Source organism: Streptomyces sp. NPDC006610 (genome assembly GCF_040611575.1).
Classification (GTDB): domain Bacteria; phylum Actinomycetota; class Actinomycetes; order Streptomycetales; family Streptomycetaceae; genus Streptomyces.
Genome location: NZ_JBEXOP010000059.1, coordinates 13,023 through 32,505 on the forward strand (window position 1 = coordinate 13,023; position 19,483 = coordinate 32,505).

Sequence of the window (19,483 nt, forward strand, 5' to 3'; positions counted from 1 at the left end):
ACCCTGAACCCATGCCCGAAGGAGACACGGTCTGGCAGACCGCGAAACGGCTGCACGCGGCCCTCGCGGGCCAGGTGCTGACCCGCTCCGACCTCCGGGTGCCGAAGTACGCCACGGCCGACCTCACCGGCCGCGCCGTGCTCGACGTCACCCCCCGCGGCAAGCATCTCCTCACCCGCGTCGAGGGCGGTCTGACCCTGCACTCGCATCTGCGGATGGACGGCGCCTGGCAGGTGTACGCCGCCGGCCGGCGCTGGACCGGCGGCCCGGCGCACCAGATCCGCGCGATCCTCGGCACCCCCGACCGCACCGCCGTCGGCTACCGCCTCCCCGTCCTGGAGCTCCTGCGCACCGCCGACGAGGACCGCGCCGTGGGGCACCTCGGCCCCGACCTCCTGGGCCCCGACTGGGACCCCGACCGGGCCCTCGCCAACCTGCTCGCCGACCCCGCCCGCCCGCTCGGCGAGGCCCTGCTGGACCAGCGCAACCTCGCCGGCATCGGAAACGTGTTCAAGTGCGAGCTGTGCTTCCTGCTAGGCGCCACGCCGTGGCTGCCGGTCGGCGACCTCCCCGCCGACCGCGCCGCCAAGCTCCCGGACCTGGCCAAGAGGCTCCTGGAGGCCAACCGGGAGCGCCGGGTCCGCAGCACCACGGGCCGCCGGGGCCAGGATCTGTTCGTGTACGGCCGCGCGCCCCGCCCGTGCCTGCGCTGCGGCACTCGCATCCGCCTGGCGGACCAGAGCGACGGCTCGCGCGACCGCCCCACCTACTGGTGCCCGGCCTGTCAGACCGGCCCGGCCCCGACACGGCCCACCTGACGGCGGGCGCCTCACCCGCCGGACCCGCCCCCCACCTCACGCTCCCCGCCCACCGCACCCCGCCACGCCTCCCGCCACCGCCCCGCCCCGACGGCCCCCACCGCCCGCGCCTTGGCCACGCAGTGCACCGGCAGCAGGCTCAGCCCCCATCCCCCGGCCGCGACCGCCCCCTCCAGCACCCCCGCGTCCGGCGCCACCGCGAGTCTCAGCACGGCCCACCACCACACCGCGCCGAGCCCCAGACCGGCCCCCCAGCGCGCTATCCGCCCCGCCATGGCCCGGTCACCTCCCGCTCGACGCCGGCAGGGCGCACCACCGGCACAGGGCACGCCGCTCACCTGGTCCCCCCACGATGACGGTCCCGCCCCTGACCGGCAAACGGACCGGCCTGTGACGACGCCGGACCGGCAAGCACCCCGGCCCTCGCCACCCCAGACAGTCAAACGCCCCGGCCCTCGCCACCCCAGAACGGGCAAGCACCCCCGCCCTCGTCACCCCAGACAGTCAAACACCCCGACCCACGCCGTCCCCGAACGGGCAAACACGCCGGCCCTCGCCGCCCCGGGCACGCAAAAACCCCGACCGCACCTCTCCGGATCTCCCCGGAGAAGCCCCGGCCGGGGCCTGACACTGTGCTCTCGGCGTTCTCCCGGCGTGAGCGTCAGCTCACGCGGCAACCACGTCCACCGCCTCGGCGGGCGCCTTGATGGTCACCCGCTCCGGTGGCACACCGGTCACCGACACGGAACCCAGCATCGGTCGAACCGACGTGGGCACGGGCTGACTGGGGGTGGCCGCTGCGGACTGGGCCAGCTCCGCGAGGGCGAGTTCGTCGCTCACTTCCCGCATGAGCTCGGACATCCGTACGTCCAGCGCGTCGCAGATGGCGGCGAGCAGCTCGGAGGAAGCCTCCTTCTGCCCCCGCTCCACCTCGGAGAGATAGCCGAGTGAGACTCGGGCGGACGAGGAGACTTCGCGCAGAGTACGGCCCTGGCGCTGGCGCTGCCGACGCAGCACGTCACCCAGCAGGCGACGGAGCAGAATCATCGGTGGCTCCCTCCTCGGACCGCGTAGCCGCATCCTTCTCGCCCCACCGTACCGCCTCGCGCCGCGGCCGTGCGGGGAGCGATGTCGTGTTCACTCAGGGCTGCAAACATCAAAACCCCCCGTTCCGTTCCGTATCCTGTGCCCGCTCATTTCCGGTCTGTTCGCCCGCAAGCTCCGTGAGAAGCAGTGCGAGCACGCTCCGTACACTCTCTCTACGAATTTCCGCACGCTCGCCGTTCAACCTCAGCGCCTCCACTTTTCCGCCACCGGCGGAATCGGCGCCCGCTGCGAACGGCCCGTCCAGGGCCACGTATACCGTGCCGACGGGCTGTCCGTCCTGGGGTTCGGGACCTGCGACCCCGGTGGTGGCCAGGCCCCAGTCGGCGCCGAGCAACTTCCGCACGCCGGCTGCCATCTGGGCAGCGACCTGCGGGTCCACCGCTCCACGCTGCGCCAGCAGGGTGGCGTCGACGCCGAGCACCTCCTGCTTCAGCGCCGTGGCGTACGCCGTGACGGAGCCGCGGAACGCCTTGGACGCCCCGGGAACTGCCGTGATCTCCGCGGCGACCAGGCCACCGGTCAGCGACTCGGCGACGGCGACGGTCTCGCCTCTCACCGTCAGTAGTCGCACCACGTCGGCGGCCGGGGAACTCACGCTTCCGTCTCCTCCAACACGGCCTTGCGCTCGGCGATTCCCCGCCTGCGCAGCACAATGGCCTGTCTCACATAGTCCAGACCGGTCACCACGGTCAAAACGACCGCCGCGGCCATGACCCAGAATCTCAAGGTAGCGAGCCAGCCTGTCAGCGCCAGCACGTACATCCCGACGGCGACGCCCTGGGTGAGCGTCTTCAGTTTGCCCCCGCGGCTCGCCGGGATGACGCCGTAACGAATGACCAGAAAACGCAGCAGGGTGATCCCGAGTTCCCGGCCGAGGATGACGGCCGTCACCCACCAGGGCAGGTCGCCCAGCGCCGACAGACAGATGAGCGCCGCCCCCATGATCGCCTTGTCGGCGATGGGGTCGGCGATCTTCCCGAAGTCCGTGACGAGGTTGTAGGTGCGCGCCAGGTGACCGTCGAACAGGTCGGTGATCATGGCGATGGCGAAGGCGGCCCAGGCGAGCGAGCGCCAGGCCGGGTCGTAGCCGCCGTCGGTCAGCATCAGCGCGACGAACGCGGGGACCAGCAGGAGCCGGAGCATGGTCAGCAGGTTGGCGATGTTCCACACGCTGGCCTGGTTGACGGCCGCCGCCGCGATCTTGCCGCCGCGCACCGGCTTCCCGCCGGGCTCACCGCCGGGGGCGGCCGGCGCACCCGGTCCCGACCGACCGGGAACCGGCCCCTGGGAGCCCGTCCCGCCGGGGGACCCACCGGAGGACGACGCCACCGCTCCAAAGGAGGCCGCCCCGTTCGCCTGGGCGGAGCCGTCCGCGGCGGACGCCGGAACTCCGGTCATCTGCCCGCCTCCTCACTGAGCCTGTGCCCGTCGGCGCGTTCCGCGGCCGGGCCGTCCGCCGCGGCGCCCGCGAGCGCCTCCGGCAACGGCTCGGCCACCAGGTCGACACCTTCCGTACCGACCACCTTCGCCTCGACCATACGACCGGGGCGCAGTCCTTCGCCGCTCGTGAGCAGCACCTGCCCGTCCGTCTCCGGCGCCTGGTGCTCGCCCCGCCCGAGGACGCCCTCGTCGTCCACCGACTCCACGAGCACGCGCACGACCTGGCCGACGCGCTCCTCGGCCCGCTGCGAGACCAGTTCCTCCGCGAGCCGGGAGACCCGCGCGAGCCGCTCGGCGACGACGTCCTCGGGCAGCTTGCCGTCGTAGGTCGCGGCCTCGGTGCCCTCCTCGTCGGAGTAGCCGAAGACTCCGATGGCGTCCAGCCGCGCGTGGTTCAGGAACCGCTCCAGCTCGGCCAGGTCGGCCTCGGTCTCGCCGGGGAAGCCCACGATGAAGTTGGACCGCACGCCGGCCTCGGGCGCCTTGCCGCGGATGGTGTCGAGCAGCTCCAGGAACCGGTCGGTGTCGCCGAAACGGCGCATCCGGCGCAGCACGTCGGGCGCGGAGTGCTGGAAGGACAGGTCGAAGTAGGGGGCGACCTTCGGCGTCGAGGTCAGCACGTCGATCAGGCCGGGCCGCATCTCGGCGGGCTGGAGGTAGCTGACGCGGACCCGCTCGATGCCGTCCACCTCGGCCAGCTCCGGCAGCAAGGACTCCAGCAGGCGGATGTCGCCCAGGTCCTTGCCGTAGGAGGTGTTGTTCTCGGAGACCAGCATGATCTCCTTGACGCCCTGCTCGGCCAGCCAGCGGGTCTCGTTCAGCACGTCGCTGGGGCGGCGGGAGATGAAGGAGCCGCGGAAGGACGGGATGGCGCAGAAGCTGCAGCGCCGGTCGCAGCCGGAGGCGAGCTTGACGGAGGCGACCGGGGAGCCGTCCAGCCGGCGGCGCAGCGGAGCGCGGGGGCCGGACTGCGGGGCCAGGCCCTCGGGCAGATCGGTGGGCGCGCCGTGCCCGGGCAGGGCGACGTCGGTCGCCGTCTGCCGCTCGGCCGGGGAGATCGGCAGCAGTTTGCGCCGGTCGCGGGGGGTGTGAGCGGCGTGGATGCCGCCGTTCAGAATGGTCTGGAGCCGGTCGGAGATGTCGGCGTAGTCGTCGAAGCCGAGCACTCCGTCGGCCTCGGGGAGCGCCTCGGCCAGTTCCTTGCCGTACCGCTCGGCCATGCACCCGACGGCGACCACGGCCTGGGTTCTGCCGTGGCCCTTGAGATCGTTGGCCTCCAGCAGGGCGTCGACGGAGTCCTTCTTGGCGGCCTCGACGAATCCGCAGGTGTTGACGACGGCGACGTCCGCGTCCTCGGCGTCCTCGACGAGCTCCCAGCCGTCCGCCTCCAAGCGGCCTGCGAGCTCCTCCGAGTCCACCTCGTTACGGGCGCAGCCAAGGGTGACGAGTGCGACGGTACGGCGTTCAGGCATGGGCTCAAGACTACTTCGTCCCGGCGACACCCCACGTCGACGGGGTTGGCCGGTCCCGGCCTCCCCGTCACCGTGGTGTGAACCTCGACCGGCTCAGCCGACCTGGGGGTCGCCCTTGGTGTAGGTGAGCCGCTCAACGGCGCCGGGCCGGAAGTCGTCGTCGATCTTCTTGCCGTTCACGTACAGCTGGATGGCGCCGGCGTCGCCGAGCACCAGGTTGATCTTCGAGCTGTCCTGGAAGGTCTTGCTGTCGCCCTGGTTGAGGAGTCCGTCGAACAGCAGCCGGCCGTTGTGGTCCTTGGCGGAGATCCAGCTGCGGCCGTCCTCGGCGCTGACTCGGACGGTCACCTTGTCCTGCGGCGCGGCGGCGATGGCGCTCTCGGTCGCGTCCGGCTTGGGCGCGGCGGGTTTCTTGGTCTTGCCGGGAGAGGCGGAGACGCTGGTCGAGGGCTCTGCGCCGCCTGCCTGCGCCTCGGCACCGGCGTCGGAGTCGCCGCCCTTGACGACGGTGAAGCCGACGAAGCCGACCACGACGACGATCGCGGCGACCATGGCCGCGGTCCAGTTCGGTCCCCGGCGCTCCGGGCGGATGCGCTCCGCCTCGAACAGGGGAGCCGCGGGCGTCGGCGCGGGGCGCCCGCCGTGCTCGGCGTCGTACTGGGCGATGAGAGGCGCCGGATCCAGGTGGACGTGCTTGGCCAGGGTCCTGATGTGCCCGCGGGCGTAGACGTCGCCGCCGCAGGGCGCGAAGTCGTCGGACTCGATCGCGTGCACGATGGCGACACGCACTCGGGTGGCGCTGCTGACGTCGTCGACGGTCAGGCCGGCCGCGGTGCGCGCCTGCCGGAGCACGGTGCCGATGGAGGGGCGGTCTTCGGACACGTCGCTTACATCTTCGAACGGACGCTCGTCTTCAGGGGAGTTGCCGATGGACACGGGGGCGCCTTTCGAGCGTGTAGCCACCTGTGCTGGAGGTTCAGTCTAGGGGGGGTGCGAAAGGGTCGGGCAACCGGGCGGTGGGATTTGTACGCCATCGGAATGGCCCGTCATCCCGATGGTGGGTTACGCGCTTTTCGCTTCCCTCACATTGACGTACGACCGGGGGAAACAGTTGCCCAATGATCGCTGACGGCCAGGTCACGATCGCGCAACCACGGTCGCGGGCGCACCGCCGGGCACCGTCTTCCTACGATTCAGACTCCCCACGGATGACGGCGAGCACGCCATCCAGCTCATCGGGTTTCACGAGAACGTCACGCGCCTTGGAGCCCTCGCTCGGGCCGACGATGTTCCGCGACTCCATGAGGTCCATCAGCCGCCCGGCCTTGGCGAAGCCGACGCGCAGCTTGCGCTGGAGCATGGACGTCGACCCGAACTGCGTGGAGACCACCAGCTCGGCCGCCTGGCACAGCAGGTCGAGGTCGTCGCCGATGTCCTCGTCGATCTCCTTCTTCTGCTTGCTGCCGACGGTGACGTCGTCGCGGAAGACCGGCGCCATCTGGTCCTTGCAGTGCTGGACGACCGCCTGGACCTCTTCCTCCGTGACGAACGCGCCCTGCATGCGAATGGGTTTGTTCGCGCCCATCGGCAGGAACAGCCCGTCGCCCTTGCCGATCAGCTTCTCGGCACCGGGCTGGTCGAGGATGACCCGCGAGTCCGCCAGCGAGGACGTCGCGAACGCCAGCCGCGAGGGCACGTTCGCCTTGATCAGTCCGGTGACCACGTCGACGGAGGGCCGCTGTGTGGCGAGGACGAGGTGGATGCCGGCCGCGCGGGCGAGCTGCGTGATGCGCACGATGGCGTCCTCGACGTCGCGCGGGGCCACCATCATCAGGTCGGCCAGCTCGTCCACGATCACCAGCAGGTAGGGGTAGGGCTGGAGCTCGCGCTCACTGCCCTCGGGCGTCTTCAGCTTGCCGCTGCGCACGGCCTCGTTGAAGTCGTCGATGTGCCGGTAACCGAATGCCGCCAGGTCGTCGTACCGCAGGTCCATCTCCCGTACGACCCACTGGAGCGCCTCGGCGGCCCGCTTGGGGTTGGTGATGATGGGCGTGATGAGGTGCGGAATGCCCTCGTAGGCGGTCAGTTCGACGCGTTTGGGGTCGACGAGGACCATGCGCACGTCCTCGGGGGTGGCCCGCATCATCACGGACGTGATGAGGCAGTTGATGCACGAGGACTTGCCGGACCCGGTGGCGCCGGCGACCAGCATGTGCGGCATCTTCGCCAGCGAGTGCATGACGTAGCCGCCCTCGACGTCCTTGCCGAACGCGACCAGCATCGGGTCGTCGTCCTCGGCGGACTCCGCGAGGCGCAGCACGTCGCCGAGATTGACCATCTCGCGATCGGTGTTCGGGATCTCGATGCCGACGGCGGACTTGCCGGGGATCGGGCTGATGATCCGCACGTCGGGGCTGGCGACGGCGTACGCGATGTTCTTGGTGAGGGCGGTGATCCGCTCCACCTTGACGGCGGGGCCGAGTTCGACCTCGTAGCGGGTGACCGTCGGCCCGCGCGTGAAGCCGGTGACGCGGGCGTCGACCTTGAACTCGGTGAAGACGGTGGTGAGCGACGCGACGATGGCGTCGTTGGCGGCGCTGCGCGACTTGCCGGGGCCGCCGCGGGTGAGCAGGTCGAGCGAGGGCAGGGCGTAGGTGATGTCGCCGGACAGCTGGAGTTGCTCGGCGCGGGGCGGCAGTTCGCGCGGGGCGGCGGGCGGGGTCTTGGTGAGGTCGGGGACCGCGGCCTCGGGCTGCACCGGCTCGGGCCGCCGGGGCTCGGCCTGCCGCGGCTCGGGGCGGGCGGCCGGGACGGGCGTGGGGGTGGGCTCCGCGCGGTCGGCGACGCCGACGCCCTGGGTGAGGTCGGCGACGACCGGGGAGGGCGGCATGCCGTGCAGGACGGCCCCGTCGAGCGCCGCGGCGGCGGCAGCGGCGACGTCCACGGCGTCCGGCTGCCGGTCCATGTCGGGCTGCGGCACGGCGGAGCGGCGCGGCCGGCCACGCCGCCGGGCGAGCGCCTCCTGCTCCACCTCGTCCGGGTCGTACGGCTGCCGTGCCGGGCCGCGCCTGCCGCGGCGCGCCGGCAGCGACTCCCGCCACTGCTGTTCGTAGCGGTCGTCGTCCTCCTCCAGCCCGTCGTCGCCGAACGCGTCGGTCCCGGGGTCGCGGAGCAGGCCGAGCTTCACGCCGAGCAGCCGCAGCCGCTGCGGCACGGCGTTGACCGGGGTGGCCGTGACGACGAGCAGGCCGAAGACGGTCAGCAGCAGGAGCAGCGGTACGGCGAGCACCTCGGTGACGGTGTACGTCAGCGGGGTCGCCGCGCCCCAGCCGATGAGGCCGCCGGCGTCCCGTATGGGCTGCATGCCGTCGGAGCGGGCGGGCGAGCCGCAGGCGATGTGGACCTGGCCGAGGACGCCGATGACGAGCGCGGACAGGCCGATGACGATGCGGCCGTTGGCCTCGGGCTGCTCGGGATGGCGGATGAGGCGCACGGCGACGACCGCGAGCAGGATCGGCACGAGCAGGTCGAGCCGGCCGAAAGCGCCGGTGACGAGCATCTCGACCAGGTCGCCGACGGGACCGCGCAGGCTGGACCAGGTGCCGGCGGCCACGACGAGCGCGAGGCCGAGCAGCAGCAGGGCGACGCCGTCCTTGCGGTGGGCCGGGTCGAGGTTCCTGGCGCCCTGCCCTATGCCGCGGAACACGGCGCCGACGGCGTGCGCGAGGCCGAGCCACAGGGCGCGCACCAGCCGGTAGACGCCGCCGGTCGGGCTGGGAGCCGGCTTGGGGGGTGCGGCCCTCTTCGCCGCGGCCTTCTTCGCCGGAGCCTTCGCGGGCGCCTTCTTGGCGGCGGCCCTCCTCGCCGGAGCCTTCGCGGGAGCCGCCTTCTTCGCGGGCTGCTTCTTGGCTGCGGAGGGACGTGAGGCCATGGGTGTGAGGTTACCTGGGGAGACGCCGGTGGACACGCGTGCCCACTGCTTCACCCGTTCGTGTCGTTTCGGCGGAGGCGCGAAGCTGACGCCCGTTCACGGGCGCGCCGCCGGACGGCCAACCGGCCTCACCCGTGGGTCAGTTCTGCGACGGCACCGACGCCGGCCCGCCGGATCCCGGCTCCAGGGCGTCCAGAGCCCGCCGCAACCCGGTGAGCTTGCGCTCCAGATGAGCCGCCGTGGCCACCGCGGCGGCGTCCGCCGACTCGTCGTCCAGCTGCTTGGACAGCGCCTCGGCCTGCTCCTCCACGGCCGCGAGCCGCGCCGACAGCTCGGCCAGCAACCCGGCCGGCTCCTTGCCGCCGCCCACCGCGTCCTTGCCGCCGCCCTCCAACTGGAGCCGCAGCAGCGCCGCCTGCTCGCGCAGCTGGCAGTTCTTCATGTACAGCTCGACGAACACGGAGACCTTCGCCCGCAGCACCCACGGGTCGAACGGCTTGGAGATGTAGTCGACCGCGCCCGCCGCGTACCCGCGGAAGGTGTGGTGCGGCCCGTGGTTGATCGCCGTGAGGAAGATGATCGGGATGTCCCGGGTCCGCTCCCGCCGCTTGATGTGCGCGGCCGTCTCGAAACCGTCCATGCCCGGCATCTGGACATCCAGCAGGATGACCGCGAAGTCGTCCGTGAGCAGCGCTTTGAGCGCCTCCTCCCCGGACGATGCCCGCACCAGCGTCTGATCGAGCGCCGAGAGGATCGCCTCCAGCGCCAGCAGATTCTCCGGCCGGTCATCGACCAGGAGGATCTTGGCCTTCTGCACCATGGCCCGCCCTCCTCGCCCCGGCAGTGCACCGGGCGCCGCCCCGTGGGACGACTCCGTTGCGCCGCCCATCCTCGTGCCGGTCATCGTAGCCGTACCCCGCTCATCGCCACACCCTGTCACCGCGATGTCACTGTGCACATAGCAAAACGCAGCGGAGGATCAGAAGGTTCCCTCGATGGGGTACGTCTACACGACCGGGGACGCCCTCCGTCACCGCCTGCGCGCGAACGTCACCGTTCATTCTCCATGCATCCACTGCTCCATCACCGTCAGCAGGTGATCGGGGTCGACCGGCTTGGTCACGTAGTCGGAGGCGCCCGACTCGATCGCCTTCTCCCGGTCCCCCTTCATCGCCTTCGCGGTGAGCGCGATGATCGGCAGACCCGCGAACTGAGGCATCCGGCGGATCGCCGTCGTCGTCGCGTACCCGTCCATCTCCGGCATCATGATGTCCATCAGCACCACCGCCGCGTCGTCGTGCTGCTCCAGCACCTCGATGCCCTCGCGGCCGTTCTCGGCGTACAGCACCGACAGCCCGTGCTGCTCCAGAACGCTGGTCAGCGCGAAGACGTTGCGGATGTCGTCGTCGACGATCAGCACCTTCTCCCCGCCGAACCGCACCCCCGCGCGCGGCTGCGGCTGCGCCTCCGCCTCGCCGCCCGCCCGCTGCTCGGGCGCCAGCGCGCGCGGCTCCCCGAAGGCCGCCGACGATGCGGCCCGGCGACGGCGCCGGAACAGCGCGGCCGCGCCGTTCTGGGTCTCGTGGTACGACTTCACCTCCGCCGGCGTCTCCCCCGCCGCCTCGGACAGCTCGGGCCACTCGGCCGGCTCCCCGGACGGCGCCCCGGCCGGCAGCTGCTGGTAGCCGTGCGGCGGCAGCTCGCTCGGGTGCAGCGGCAGGTACAGCGTGAACGTCGAACCGCGCCCCGGCTCGCTCTGCGCGTGGATCTCACCGCCGAGCAGCTGCGCGATCTCCCGCGAGATGGACAGCCCCAGCCCCGTGCCGCCGTACTTGCGGCTGGTGGTGCCGTCGGCCTGCTTGAACGCCTCGAAGATCACCCGCATCTTGCTCGCCGCGATGCCGATGCCGGTGTCCGTCACCGAGAACGCGATCAGATCGGCGTCCGGGTCGGTCAGCGAACCGGCCTCCAGCAACTGCTCCCGGATGCCGTGCGGGACGTCGTCCCGGGCCGGCCGGATGACCAGCTCCACCGAACCTGAGTCGGTGAACTTCACCGCGTTCGACAGCAGGTTGCGCAGCACCTGCAGCAGCCGCTGCTCGTCGGTGTGCAGCGTGGCGGGCAGCTCCGGCGACACCCGCACCGACAGGTCCAGGCCCTTCTCCGCGGTCAGCGGCCGGAAGGTGGCCTCCACGTAGTCGACGAGCTGGACCAGGGCGATGCGCGTCGGGGAGACGTCCATCTTGCCCGCCTCCACCTTCGACAGGTCGAGGATGTCGTTGATCAGCTGCAGCAGGTCGGAGCCCGCCCCGTGGATCGTCTCGGCGAACTCGACCTGCTTCGGCGTGAGGTTGCCGTCCGCGTTGTCGGCCAGCAGCTTGGCCAGGATCAACAGCGAGTTGAGCGGCGTCCGCAGCTCGTGCGACATGTTGGCGAGGAACTCGCTCTTGTAGCGCATCGACACCGCGAGCTGCTCGGCCCGCTCCTCCAGGACCTGCCGCGCCTCCTCGATCTCGGTGTTCTTCACCTCGATGTCGCGGTTCTGCCGCGCCAGCAGCTCGGCCTTCTCCTCCAGTTCCGCGTTCGACGCCTGCAGCGCCTTCTGCCGGTTCTCCAACTCCGCCGACCGCTCCCGCAGTTGCTCGGTCAGCTCCTGCGACTGCTTCAGCAGCACCTCCGTCTTGGTGTTGACGGAGATGGTGTTGACGCTGGTGGCGATCATCTCGGCGATCTGGTTGAGGAAGTCCTTCTGGATCTGCGTGAACGGCGTGAACGACGCCAGTTCGATGACGCCGAGCACCTTGCCCTCGAACAGCACCGGCAGCACGATCACCTGAGCGGGCGGGGCCTCGCCGAGCCCGGAGGAGATCTTCAGGTAGCCGCTGGGCGCGTCCTCCACCAGGATCGTGCGCTTTTCCTTGGCCGCCGTGCCGACCAGCGCCTCACCCGGCCGGAACGACGTCGGCATCGACCCCATCGAGTAGCCGTACGACCCCAGCATCCGCAGCTCGTACTGGTCCTCCTTGTCCGCGCCCGGGTCCTTGCCGTCGGAGAGCGGCATCGCCAGGAAGAACGCGCCGTGCTGCGCCGAGACCACCGGCGTCAGCTCGCTCATGATCAGCGAGGCCACGTCGTCCAGGTCGCGGCGGCCCTGCATCAGCGCGGAGATCCGGGCGAGGTTGCCCTTGAGCCAGTCCTGCTCCTTGTTGGCCATGGTGGTGTCGCGCAGGTTGGCGATCATCTTGTTGATGTAGTCCTGGAGTTCCTGGATCTCCCCGGACGCGTCCACGTCGATCTTCAGGTTCAGGTCTCCGCGGGTCACCGCCGTCGCCACCCGCGCGATCGCCCGCACCTGCCGGGTCAGGTTCCCGGCCATCTCGTTCACCGACTCCGTCAGGTCCCGCCAGGTGCCGTCCACGTCCCGCACCCGCGCCTGACCGCCCAGCTGGCCCTCCGTGCCCACCTCGCGGGCGACCCGGGTGACCTCCTCGGCGAACGACGACAGCTGATCCACCATCGTGTTGATGGTCGTCTTCAGCTCCAGGATCTCGCCCCGCGCATCGATGTCGATCTTCTTCGTCAGGTCGCCCTTGGCGATGGCCGTCGTGACCATGGCGATGTTGCGGACCTGGCCGGTCAGGTTGGACGCCATCTGGTTCACCGACTCGGTGAGGTCCTTCCAGGTGCCGGCCACACCCGGCACATGCGCCTGACCGCCGAGGATCCCGTCCGTGCCCACCTCGCGGGCCACCTTCGTGACCTGCTCGGCGAACGAACTCAGCGTCTTGACCATCGTGTTGAACGTATCGGCGAGCTGCGCCACCTCACCGCGCGCCTCGATCGTCACGGTCCGCGTCAGGTCGCCGTTGGCGACCGCCGCCGCGACCTGCGAGATGTTCCGCACCTGCATGGTGAGGTTCTTCGCCATCAGGTTGACGTTGTCGCTGAGGTCCTTCCAGATGCCCGTGACGCCCGGCACGTGCGCCTGGCCGCCCAGAATGCCCTCGGTGCCCACCTCGCGCGCCACCCGCGTCACCTGGTCGGCGAAGGACGACAGCTGGTCGACCATCGTGTTGACGGTGGTGACCAGTTCGAGGATCTCGCCCTTGGCGTCGACGGTGATCTTCTTCGACAGGTCGCCCTTGGCCACCGCGGTCGTCACGTCGGCGATGCTGCGCACCTGTACGGTGAGGTTGTTCGCCATGAAGTTCACCGACTGGGTGAGGTCCTTCCAGGTGCCGGAGACCCCCTGCACCTCGGCCTGACCGCCCAGCTTGCCCTCGGTGCCCACCTCGCGGGCGACCCGGGTGACCTCCTCGGCGAACGACGACAGCTGGTCCACCATCGTGTTCAGGGTGTTCTTCAGCTCCAGGATCTCGCCGCGCGCGTCGACCGTGATCTTCTGCGACAGGTCACCGCGCGCGACCGCCGTGGCGACCTGAGCGATCTGCCGCACCTGGGCCGTCAGGTTGCCGGCCATGCCGTTCACCGAGTCGGTCAGGTCCCGCCACACGCCCGCGACGCCCGGCACCTGAGCCTGACCGCCCAGTCGGCCCTCCGTGCCCACCTCACGGGCCACCCGCGTCACCTGGTCGGCGAACGCGGAGAGCTGGTCGACCATCGTGTTGACGGTGTTCTTCAGCTCCAGGATCTCCCCGCGCGCGTCCACGGTGATCTTCTGCGACAGGTCACCGCGCGCGACCGCCGTCGTCACCTGCGCGATCTGCCGCACCTGCGCGGTGAGGTTGCCGGTGATGGAGTTGACCGAGTCGGTCAGCTCCTTCCAGGTGCCCGACACGCCGTCCACGCGCGCCTGACCGCCCAGCCGGCCCTCCGTGCCGACGTCCCGCGCCATCCGCGTGACCTGGTCGGCGAACGACGACAACTGGTCCACCATCGTGTTCACGGTGTTCTTCAGCTGGAGCATCTCGCCCGACACGTCCACCGTGACCTTCTGCGACAGGTCGCCGTTGGCCACCGCCGTCGTCACCTGGGCGATGTTCCTCACCTGACCGGTGAGATTCCTGAACGCCGTGTTGACGGAGTCCGTGAGGTCCTTCCACGTCCCCGCCGCCCCCGGCACCTGCGCCTGGCCGCCCAGCTCGCCCTCGTCGCCGATCTCCCGCGCCACCCGCGTGACCTCGGAACCGAACGCCGACAGCTGGTCCACCATCCCGTTGACGGTGTTCTTCAGCTCCAGCATCTCGCCGGCCACGTCCACCGTGACCTTCTGCGACAGATCACCGCGCGCCACGGCCGTCGTCACCGCGGCGATGTCCCGCACCTGCGTCGTCAGGTTCCGGAACACCGTGTTCACGGAGTCCGTGAGGTCCTTCCACGTCCCCGCCGCCCCCGGCACGTTCGCCTGACCGCCGAGCCGCCCCTCCGCGCCGACCTCGTTGGCCACGCGCGTGACCTCGTCCGCGAAGATCCGCAGCGTCTCGGTCATCTGGTTGATCGTCTCGGCGAGCTGCGCGACCTCGCCGCGCGCCTGCACCGTCACCTTGCGCGACAGATCACCGTTCGCGACCGCGGTCGTCACCTCCGCGATGCCGCGCACCTGGGCCGTGAGGTTCCCGGCCATGGTGTTGACGGAGTCGGTCAGCTCCTTCCACACGCCGGCCACCCCGGGCACCCGCGCCTGCCCGCCCAGCTCGCCCTCGGTGCCCACCTCACGGGCCACCCGCGTCACCTCGGAGGAGAACGCCGAGAGCTGGTCCACCATCGTGTTGACGGTTTCCTTCAGCTCCAGCATCTCGCCGGCCACGTCCACCGTGACCTTCCGGGACAGATCACCCTTGGCAACGGCCGTCGTCACCAGCGCGATGTCCCGCACCTGCGCCGTCAGCCGGTTCGCCATGGTGTTGACGGACTCCGTCAGGTCCTTCCACGAACCCGACATGCCGCGCAGCCGCGCCTGCCCGCCCAGCTTCCCCTCGGTGCCCACCTCGCTGGCCACCCGCGTGACCTCGTCGGTGAACGTCGACAGCTGGTCGACCAGGTTGTTGACCGTCCGCCCGACCTTCAGGAACTCCCCGCGCAGCGGATGCCCGCTCCCGTCCGGGGCCTGCGTCCGCAGCTCCATCCGCGGCGACAGGTCGCCCTCCGCCACCGCCGAGAGCACCCGGCCCACCTCGGACACCGGCCACACGAGATCGTCGACCAGCGCGTTCGACGCGTCGATCGCCGCAGCCCAGGACCCCTCGCAGGCCCCCGTCTCCAGCCGCTCCGTGAGCTTCCCCTCACGCCCCACCACCCGCCGCACCCGCGACAGCTCACCGGTCACGTGCAGATTGCGGTCGGCCACCTCGTTGAAGACGGCCGCGATCTCCGACATAACGCCGTCGCCGGACACCGTGAGCCGCTTGCGGAAGTTCCCGTCGCGCATCGAGACGAGAGCCGCCAGCAGCCGGTTCAGGGATGCAGTGTCCACCTCGGTGGTGCCGCTGGGGGGCACCCGCCTGCTGCTCGGGGACGGTCCGCCCTTCGCGCGCGGCTTCGTGCCCCGCGTCGCTGCGCCAGACTCCACTGTGTCCCTCCCGCGGGGATCGACCATTTCGCTGTGCTCTGTGCTCTGTGCTCGGGTACAACGTCTGTGTACTGCTGTTACTTCTCTTACTTCTGTTCCGCACGCCCGCCGGACCGAACCGGACCGCGCCAGGGGCTGCTGCCCAGTTCCGGGGAACGCACTCGGCCTGCCCGGACCTCTCTCGACAAGCCTGCCCAGTGTTTCACCCCGGCTGAACCCGGCCATAACCGTTCGGCAGCTTCGCACATCGTCCGCACACCCTTCAGGGCGTAAACCACACGGACCGGCATCCGCACGGCCCGTGAAGGTAAGTAACCTTGCATGCGGCTGTCCAGCCACGCCGGTCCGTCCGGCCTGGGCGGTGGCACGGATACGAGCGGGCATCGGAGGGGCGGCCGCAATGACCACCGGACTGATCCCGGGGGGACAGCCCCCGGACCCCCGGCCGACGGACAGCATGCCGTCGCAGGCGCGACGCGAGCCGGTCGGCCCCGCAGCCCAGCACGTCGAAAGCAGGTCGAGGAGTTCCGTGATCACCGCGCGCGCGGCCGCCAGTTTCGAGCCCGTCGGGCGCTCGGTCGCCTCCGCACGCTCCTTCGTCCGCGACACCCTCCAGGGCTGGGGGTACGCCGACGTCGTCGACGACGCCGTGGTCCTCACCAGCGAACTGGTCACCAACGCCGTGGTGCACGCCGGCACCACCGCCGACGTCCTGTGCCTGCGCACCGAGTCCGGCGTACGCATCGAGGTCGCCGACCACTACCCGGAGCGCGAGGTCCCGCTCCAGTCCTCCGCCGTCAGCATGGGCAGCCCCGACCGCGAGGGCGGCCGCGGCCTCCAGCTGTGCGCGGCCCTGGCCGGCCACTGGGGCGTCGACTACACGCCCACCCACAAGAAGGTCTGGTTCCAACTCGACCTCCCCGAGCGCACCGTGGGCACCCGCGCCGCCGGTCCCTCCCTCCCGGCCGACCTCCTCCCGCTCGCCGACGGCCGCGTCCGCGTCGCCGTCGTCCAGGTCGACCGCGGCGGCGCCGTCGCCGCCTGGAACGAGGACGCCGAGGACCTCTTCGGCTACCAGGCCGAACAGGTCGTCGGCAAACCCCTCACCGACCTCGCCGCCTGGCCGCACACCCCCGGCACCGGCACCGGCATCGCCGAGGCGCTCCAACTGTCCCGCTGGGAAGGCAGTTACGGCATCCGCAACGCGGCCGGCCGCGTCGTCCCCGTCTACGCCTCCCACCTGCGCGTCCGCGACTCCGCCGGCGAACCCTCCACGGTCTGCCTCCTCGTGCGCGACCACGAACGCGCCGTGCTCCAGACGCCAATGCGCCTGGCCTCCTCCGACACGAGCGTCACCGCCGAGGGCCAAAGCACCGACCCCTTCGAGGTGTTCATCGGCTCCCCCGCCCCCGACGACCTCGACGGCCTCCTCCAGCGCACCGTCGAACGCGCCCGCGACATGCTCGACGGCGACGCCGCCTTCCTCCTCCTCGCCACCGACGACGAAACGGAGCTGGAAGTGCGCGCCTCGACCGGCCTGCCCTCCGCGCGCCAGCGTTTCGCCCGCGTTCCCGTCGAGGCCGGCCCCGGCCGCTACGGCTCCGCACGGATGCCGGCCGTCCACGACGACCTCACCGCGGTGCCGGGCGCCGTGCCCCTCCTCCACGGCACGGGCATGCGCTCCGTCGTCACCGTCCCGCTCAAGGTCGAGGGCCGCCTCACCGGCTCCCTCGGCGTCGCCGCCGAATCCCCCGGCCGCTACTCCAACGAAGAGGCGCTGCGCCTGCAGTTCGCCGCCGACCGCATCGCGCTGGCCGTCGAGTCGGCCCGCCTCGGCGAACTGGAACGGCTGCGCCGCGGCTCGCTCAGCTTCCTCGTCGAGGCCTCCGACCTCCTCGCCGGCACCCTGGACCGCGACCAGACCCTCGCCCTGATGGCACAGATGACGGTGCCGACCCTCGCCACCTGGTGCGCCGTCTACACCATCGCCGACCAGGCCTCGGAGCCCTACCTCTCCTACGTCCTGCACGAGGACGAGGAACTCATCGACGGCATCAAGTCCCTCCTGGCCAAGATCCCCCCGCCCGACCCGGTACCCACCCCCGGAGCCCGCGTCTGGTCCGCCCCCTCCCGCGCCGCACACGACGCGGCACTGCGCTCCTCCATGCGCAGCCTCGGCCTCGACGAGCCCACCACGGTCAGCTCCGGCATCGGCACCACCCACGCCACCGCCTCCGCGGTCGGCGGCGAGACGGTCGTGCTGCCCCTGGTCGCCCGCAACCGCGTCATCGGCATGCTGACCCTCGGCAAGCCCACCGACGAACACTTCCGCCAGGAGATCCTCGAACTCGCCGAGGACCTCTCCCGCCGCGCCGCCCTGGCCCTGGACAACGCCCGTCTCTACTCCGAGCGCACGGCCATCAGCCAGTCCCTCCAGCGCAGCCTCCTTCCCCCGGAACTCCCCACGATCGAGGGCGTCGAGGTCGAGGTCATCTACCGCGCGGCCGGCGAGGGCAACGAGGTCGGCGGCGACTTCTACGACGTCTTCCCGATCAGCGACGGCGCGTACGGCTTCGCCATCGGCGACGTCTGCGGTACGGGCCCGAACGCGGCGGCCGTCACCGGCCTCGCCCGGCACGCGCTGCGTCTCCTGGCCCGCGAGGGCCTCAGCGGCCCGGCCGTCCTCCAGCGCCTCAACTCCGCCATCCTCGACGAGGGAGCCCGCAGCCGCTTCCTCACCCTCCTGTACGGCGAGCTGCGCCCCCAGGAGGACGGCAGCGCCGAACTCAAGGTCGTCTGCGCCGGCCACCCGCTTCCGCTGCGCCTGCGCCAGGACGGCACGGTGGAGGCGGCGGCCGAGCCCCAGCCGCTCCTCGGCGTCCTGGAGGACCTGGACCTCTACGAGGAGACGGTCACGCTCGACCCGGGCGACGTCCTGCTGTGCGTCACGGACGGCGTCACCGAACGCCGCGAGGGCTCCCGCATGCTGGGCGACGACGGCCTCGCCGACGTGCTCACCACCTGCACCGGTCTTACGGCGGGCGCGGTGGCCGCCCGCATCATGCGAGCCGTGGAACGCTTCGCCTCGGACGCCCCGTCCGACGACATGGCCATCCTGGCCATGCGCGTCCCGGGCCTCCAGAACGGCTGAAGGCCCCCGCCCAATCGGGCGGAGGCCTTCCTCTTCTTCGCTGAGCCCCCAAACGGAATCGAACCGTTGACCTTCTCCTTACCATGGAGACGCTCTGCCGACTGAGCTATAGGGGCCGGTCACCTTTTCGAGGTCTCCCTCGCGGCAACGGAATAGATCATACCCCGAACAGACTGGTGCTCCCAACCACGACCGTGCCGAGCGCATTGCAGGCGGAGACGATCCGCTGCATGTCCCGCTTGGTCAACGAGCCGTCCACCGGCAGCGCCAGCGTCTCGCCCGCAGCTCGCTCGGTCTCCGGCAACGACACGCACTGCCGGTACTCGGGCATCCGGTGGACCGGCGTCTTCACCGGCACCCGGCAGTCGACGCCCCGCGCCCGCAGGGCCTGCGCGAAGGCATCCCGATCGGGCCGCCCGTTGCCGGGCACCCGCACCACGTACTGCTGATAGGTGTGCCCCGCGGCCCCGTCGGGGGTCTGCACACCCTTCAGCTTCCCGTCCAGATAGGCAGCCCGCTGCCTGCGCTGCGCGACCTCGTCATAAGGAGCCTCGGACTCCCCCTGCTCCAGCACGAGAATCCCGTGCCGCTGCCCCACGGCACGCAGCCGCACCAGGTCCGCGGGCCGGCCAAATCGGTGGACGACGACGACGGCTGCGGTACGCGGGCCGACGACCGCTTCGACGGCCGACGGGTCCAGGCAGTACGACACCGGGTCGATGTCGGCGAACACCGGGCGCGCACCGGCCAGGGTCACGGCCTCGGCGACTTCGACGTTCCCGAAGGCCGGCACGACAACCTCGTCACCGACTCCGACGCCGGCGGCCCTGAGCATTGCAGCAGTACCCATGTCGCGGATCGTGGTTGCGCAACGTGAACTCGAGGTGACGGACAATAAAAAAGGGTTGGACCCGGAACCGAAGTTCCGGGTCCAACCCTTTCAAAGATTGTTCGGCGGCGTCCTACTCTCCCACAGGGTCCCCCCTGCAGTACCATCGGCGCTGTAAGGCTTAGCTTCCGGGTTCGGAATGTAAC

General features: G+C 71.0%; 12 protein-coding genes, 1 tRNA gene and 1 rRNA gene. 2 read left to right on the plus strand and 12 right to left on the minus strand.

The features are described from left to right. Positions 1-11 precede the first annotated feature (11 nt). Complete coding sequence (locus ABZY13_RS31465; RefSeq protein WP_356636827.1) at positions 12-818, plus strand: DNA-formamidopyrimidine glycosylase family protein; 807 nt, start codon at positions 12-14, stop codon at positions 816-818. A gap of 11 nt (positions 819-829) precedes the next feature. Here ABZY13_RS31465 and ABZY13_RS31470 read toward each other — a convergent pair whose 3' ends face one another. The 9 genes from ABZY13_RS31470 to ABZY13_RS31510 all read right to left on the minus strand — a co-directional run bounded on the left by ABZY13_RS31470 (position 830) and on the right by ABZY13_RS31510 (position 15,297). Next, positions 830-1,093, minus strand: coding sequence for a hypothetical protein (locus ABZY13_RS31470; RefSeq protein WP_356636829.1), 264 nt, complete (start codon positions 1,091-1,093; stop codon positions 830-832). A gap of 391 nt (positions 1,094-1,484) precedes the next feature. Further along, the gene (locus ABZY13_RS31475; RefSeq protein ID WP_356636831.1) at positions 1,485-1,865 is read right to left on the minus strand and encodes a helix-turn-helix transcriptional regulator; all 381 of its coding nucleotides are present in this window, start codon (positions 1,863-1,865) and stop codon (positions 1,485-1,487) included. A 109-nt stretch (positions 1,866-1,974) separates the two neighbouring features. Further along, positions 1,975-2,520 (minus strand): CinA family protein, encoded by a 546-nt coding sequence (locus tag ABZY13_RS31480; RefSeq protein ID WP_356636833.1) that lies wholly within the window; start codon positions 2,518-2,520, stop codon positions 1,975-1,977. Continuing rightward, entirely contained in the window at positions 2,517-3,323 is an 807-nt protein-coding gene (gene pgsA / locus ABZY13_RS31485; protein ID WP_356636835.1) for a CDP-diacylglycerol--glycerol-3-phosphate 3-phosphatidyltransferase, read from the minus strand. The genes ABZY13_RS31480 and pgsA overlap by 4 nt, the downstream gene beginning before the upstream one ends. Next, on the minus strand, positions 3,320-4,837 hold the full coding sequence (gene rimO / locus ABZY13_RS31490; RefSeq protein ID WP_356636837.1) for a 30S ribosomal protein S12 methylthiotransferase RimO: 1,518 nt from the start codon (positions 4,835-4,837) through the stop codon (positions 3,320-3,322). Before rimO ends, pgsA begins: the two co-directional genes overlap by 4 nt. 93 nt (positions 4,838-4,930) lie before the next feature. Then, a complete protein-coding gene (locus ABZY13_RS31495; protein WP_356636839.1) occupies positions 4,931-5,773 on the minus strand; it encodes a helix-turn-helix domain-containing protein in 843 nt (280 codons plus the stop codon). Between the two features lie 250 nt (positions 5,774-6,023). Further along, positions 6,024-8,768 (minus strand): DNA translocase FtsK, encoded by a 2,745-nt coding sequence (locus tag ABZY13_RS31500; RefSeq protein WP_356636841.1) that lies wholly within the window; start codon positions 8,766-8,768, stop codon positions 6,024-6,026. A gap of 139 nt (positions 8,769-8,907) precedes the next feature. After that, a complete protein-coding gene (locus ABZY13_RS31505) occupies positions 8,908-9,588 on the minus strand; it encodes a response regulator (protein WP_356636843.1) in 681 nt (226 codons plus the stop codon). 237 nt (positions 9,589-9,825) lie between these two features. Continuing rightward, positions 9,826-15,297: a HAMP domain-containing protein gene (locus ABZY13_RS31510; RefSeq protein ID WP_356636845.1), complete on the minus strand. Its 5,472-nt coding sequence runs from the start codon at positions 15,295-15,297 to the stop codon at positions 9,826-9,828. 400 nt (positions 15,298-15,697) lie between these two features. On the opposite strand from ABZY13_RS31510, the gene ABZY13_RS31515 reads away from it, so the two are divergent. Beyond that, the gene (locus ABZY13_RS31515) at positions 15,698-18,448 is read left to right on the plus strand and encodes a SpoIIE family protein phosphatase (protein ID WP_356636847.1); all 2,751 of its coding nucleotides are present in this window, start codon (positions 15,698-15,700) and stop codon (positions 18,446-18,448) included. A gap of 43 nt (positions 18,449-18,491) precedes the next feature. Here ABZY13_RS31515 and ABZY13_RS31520 read toward each other — a convergent pair. From ABZY13_RS31520 to rrf, 3 genes are all read right to left on the minus strand, one after another. After that, a tRNA-Thr gene (locus ABZY13_RS31520) sits at positions 18,492-18,564 on the minus strand. A gap of 41 nt (positions 18,565-18,605) precedes the next feature. Beyond that, complete coding sequence (locus ABZY13_RS31525; protein ID WP_356636851.1) at positions 18,606-19,283, minus strand: DegT/DnrJ/EryC1/StrS family aminotransferase; 678 nt, start codon at positions 19,281-19,283, stop codon at positions 18,606-18,608. A gap of 114 nt (positions 19,284-19,397) precedes the next feature. Continuing rightward, a 5S ribosomal RNA gene (rrf, locus tag ABZY13_RS31530) occupies positions 19,398-19,483 on the minus strand; the annotation flags it as partial.

Coding starts and splice junctions, on each gene's coding strand:
- ABZY13_RS31465 (WP_356636827.1), top strand. CDS start 12: ATGCCCGAAGGAGACACGGTCTGGCAGACCGCGAAACGGCTGCACGCG.
- ABZY13_RS31470 (WP_356636829.1), bottom strand. CDS start 1,093: ATGGCGGGGCGGATAGCGCGCTGGGGGGCCGGTCTGGGGCTCGGCGCG.
- ABZY13_RS31475 (WP_356636831.1), bottom strand. CDS start 1,865: ATGATTCTGCTCCGTCGCCTGCTGGGTGACGTGCTGCGTCGGCAGCGC.
- pgsA (WP_356636835.1), bottom strand. CDS start 3,323: ATGACCGGAGTTCCGGCGTCCGCCGCGGACGGCTCCGCCCAGGCGAAC.
- rimO (WP_356636837.1), bottom strand. CDS start 4,837: ATGCCTGAACGCCGTACCGTCGCACTCGTCACCCTTGGCTGCGCCCGT.
- ABZY13_RS31500 (WP_356636841.1), bottom strand. CDS start 8,768: ATGGCCTCACGTCCCTCCGCAGCCAAGAAGCAGCCCGCGAAGAAGGCG.
- ABZY13_RS31505 (WP_356636843.1), bottom strand. CDS start 9,588: ATGGTGCAGAAGGCCAAGATCCTCCTGGTCGATGACCGGCCGGAGAAT.
- ABZY13_RS31515 (WP_356636847.1), top strand. CDS start 15,698: ATGACCACCGGACTGATCCCGGGGGGACAGCCCCCGGACCCCCGGCCG.
- ABZY13_RS31525 (WP_356636851.1), bottom strand. CDS start 19,283: ATGCTCAGGGCCGCCGGCGTCGGAGTCGGTGACGAGGTTGTCGTGCCG.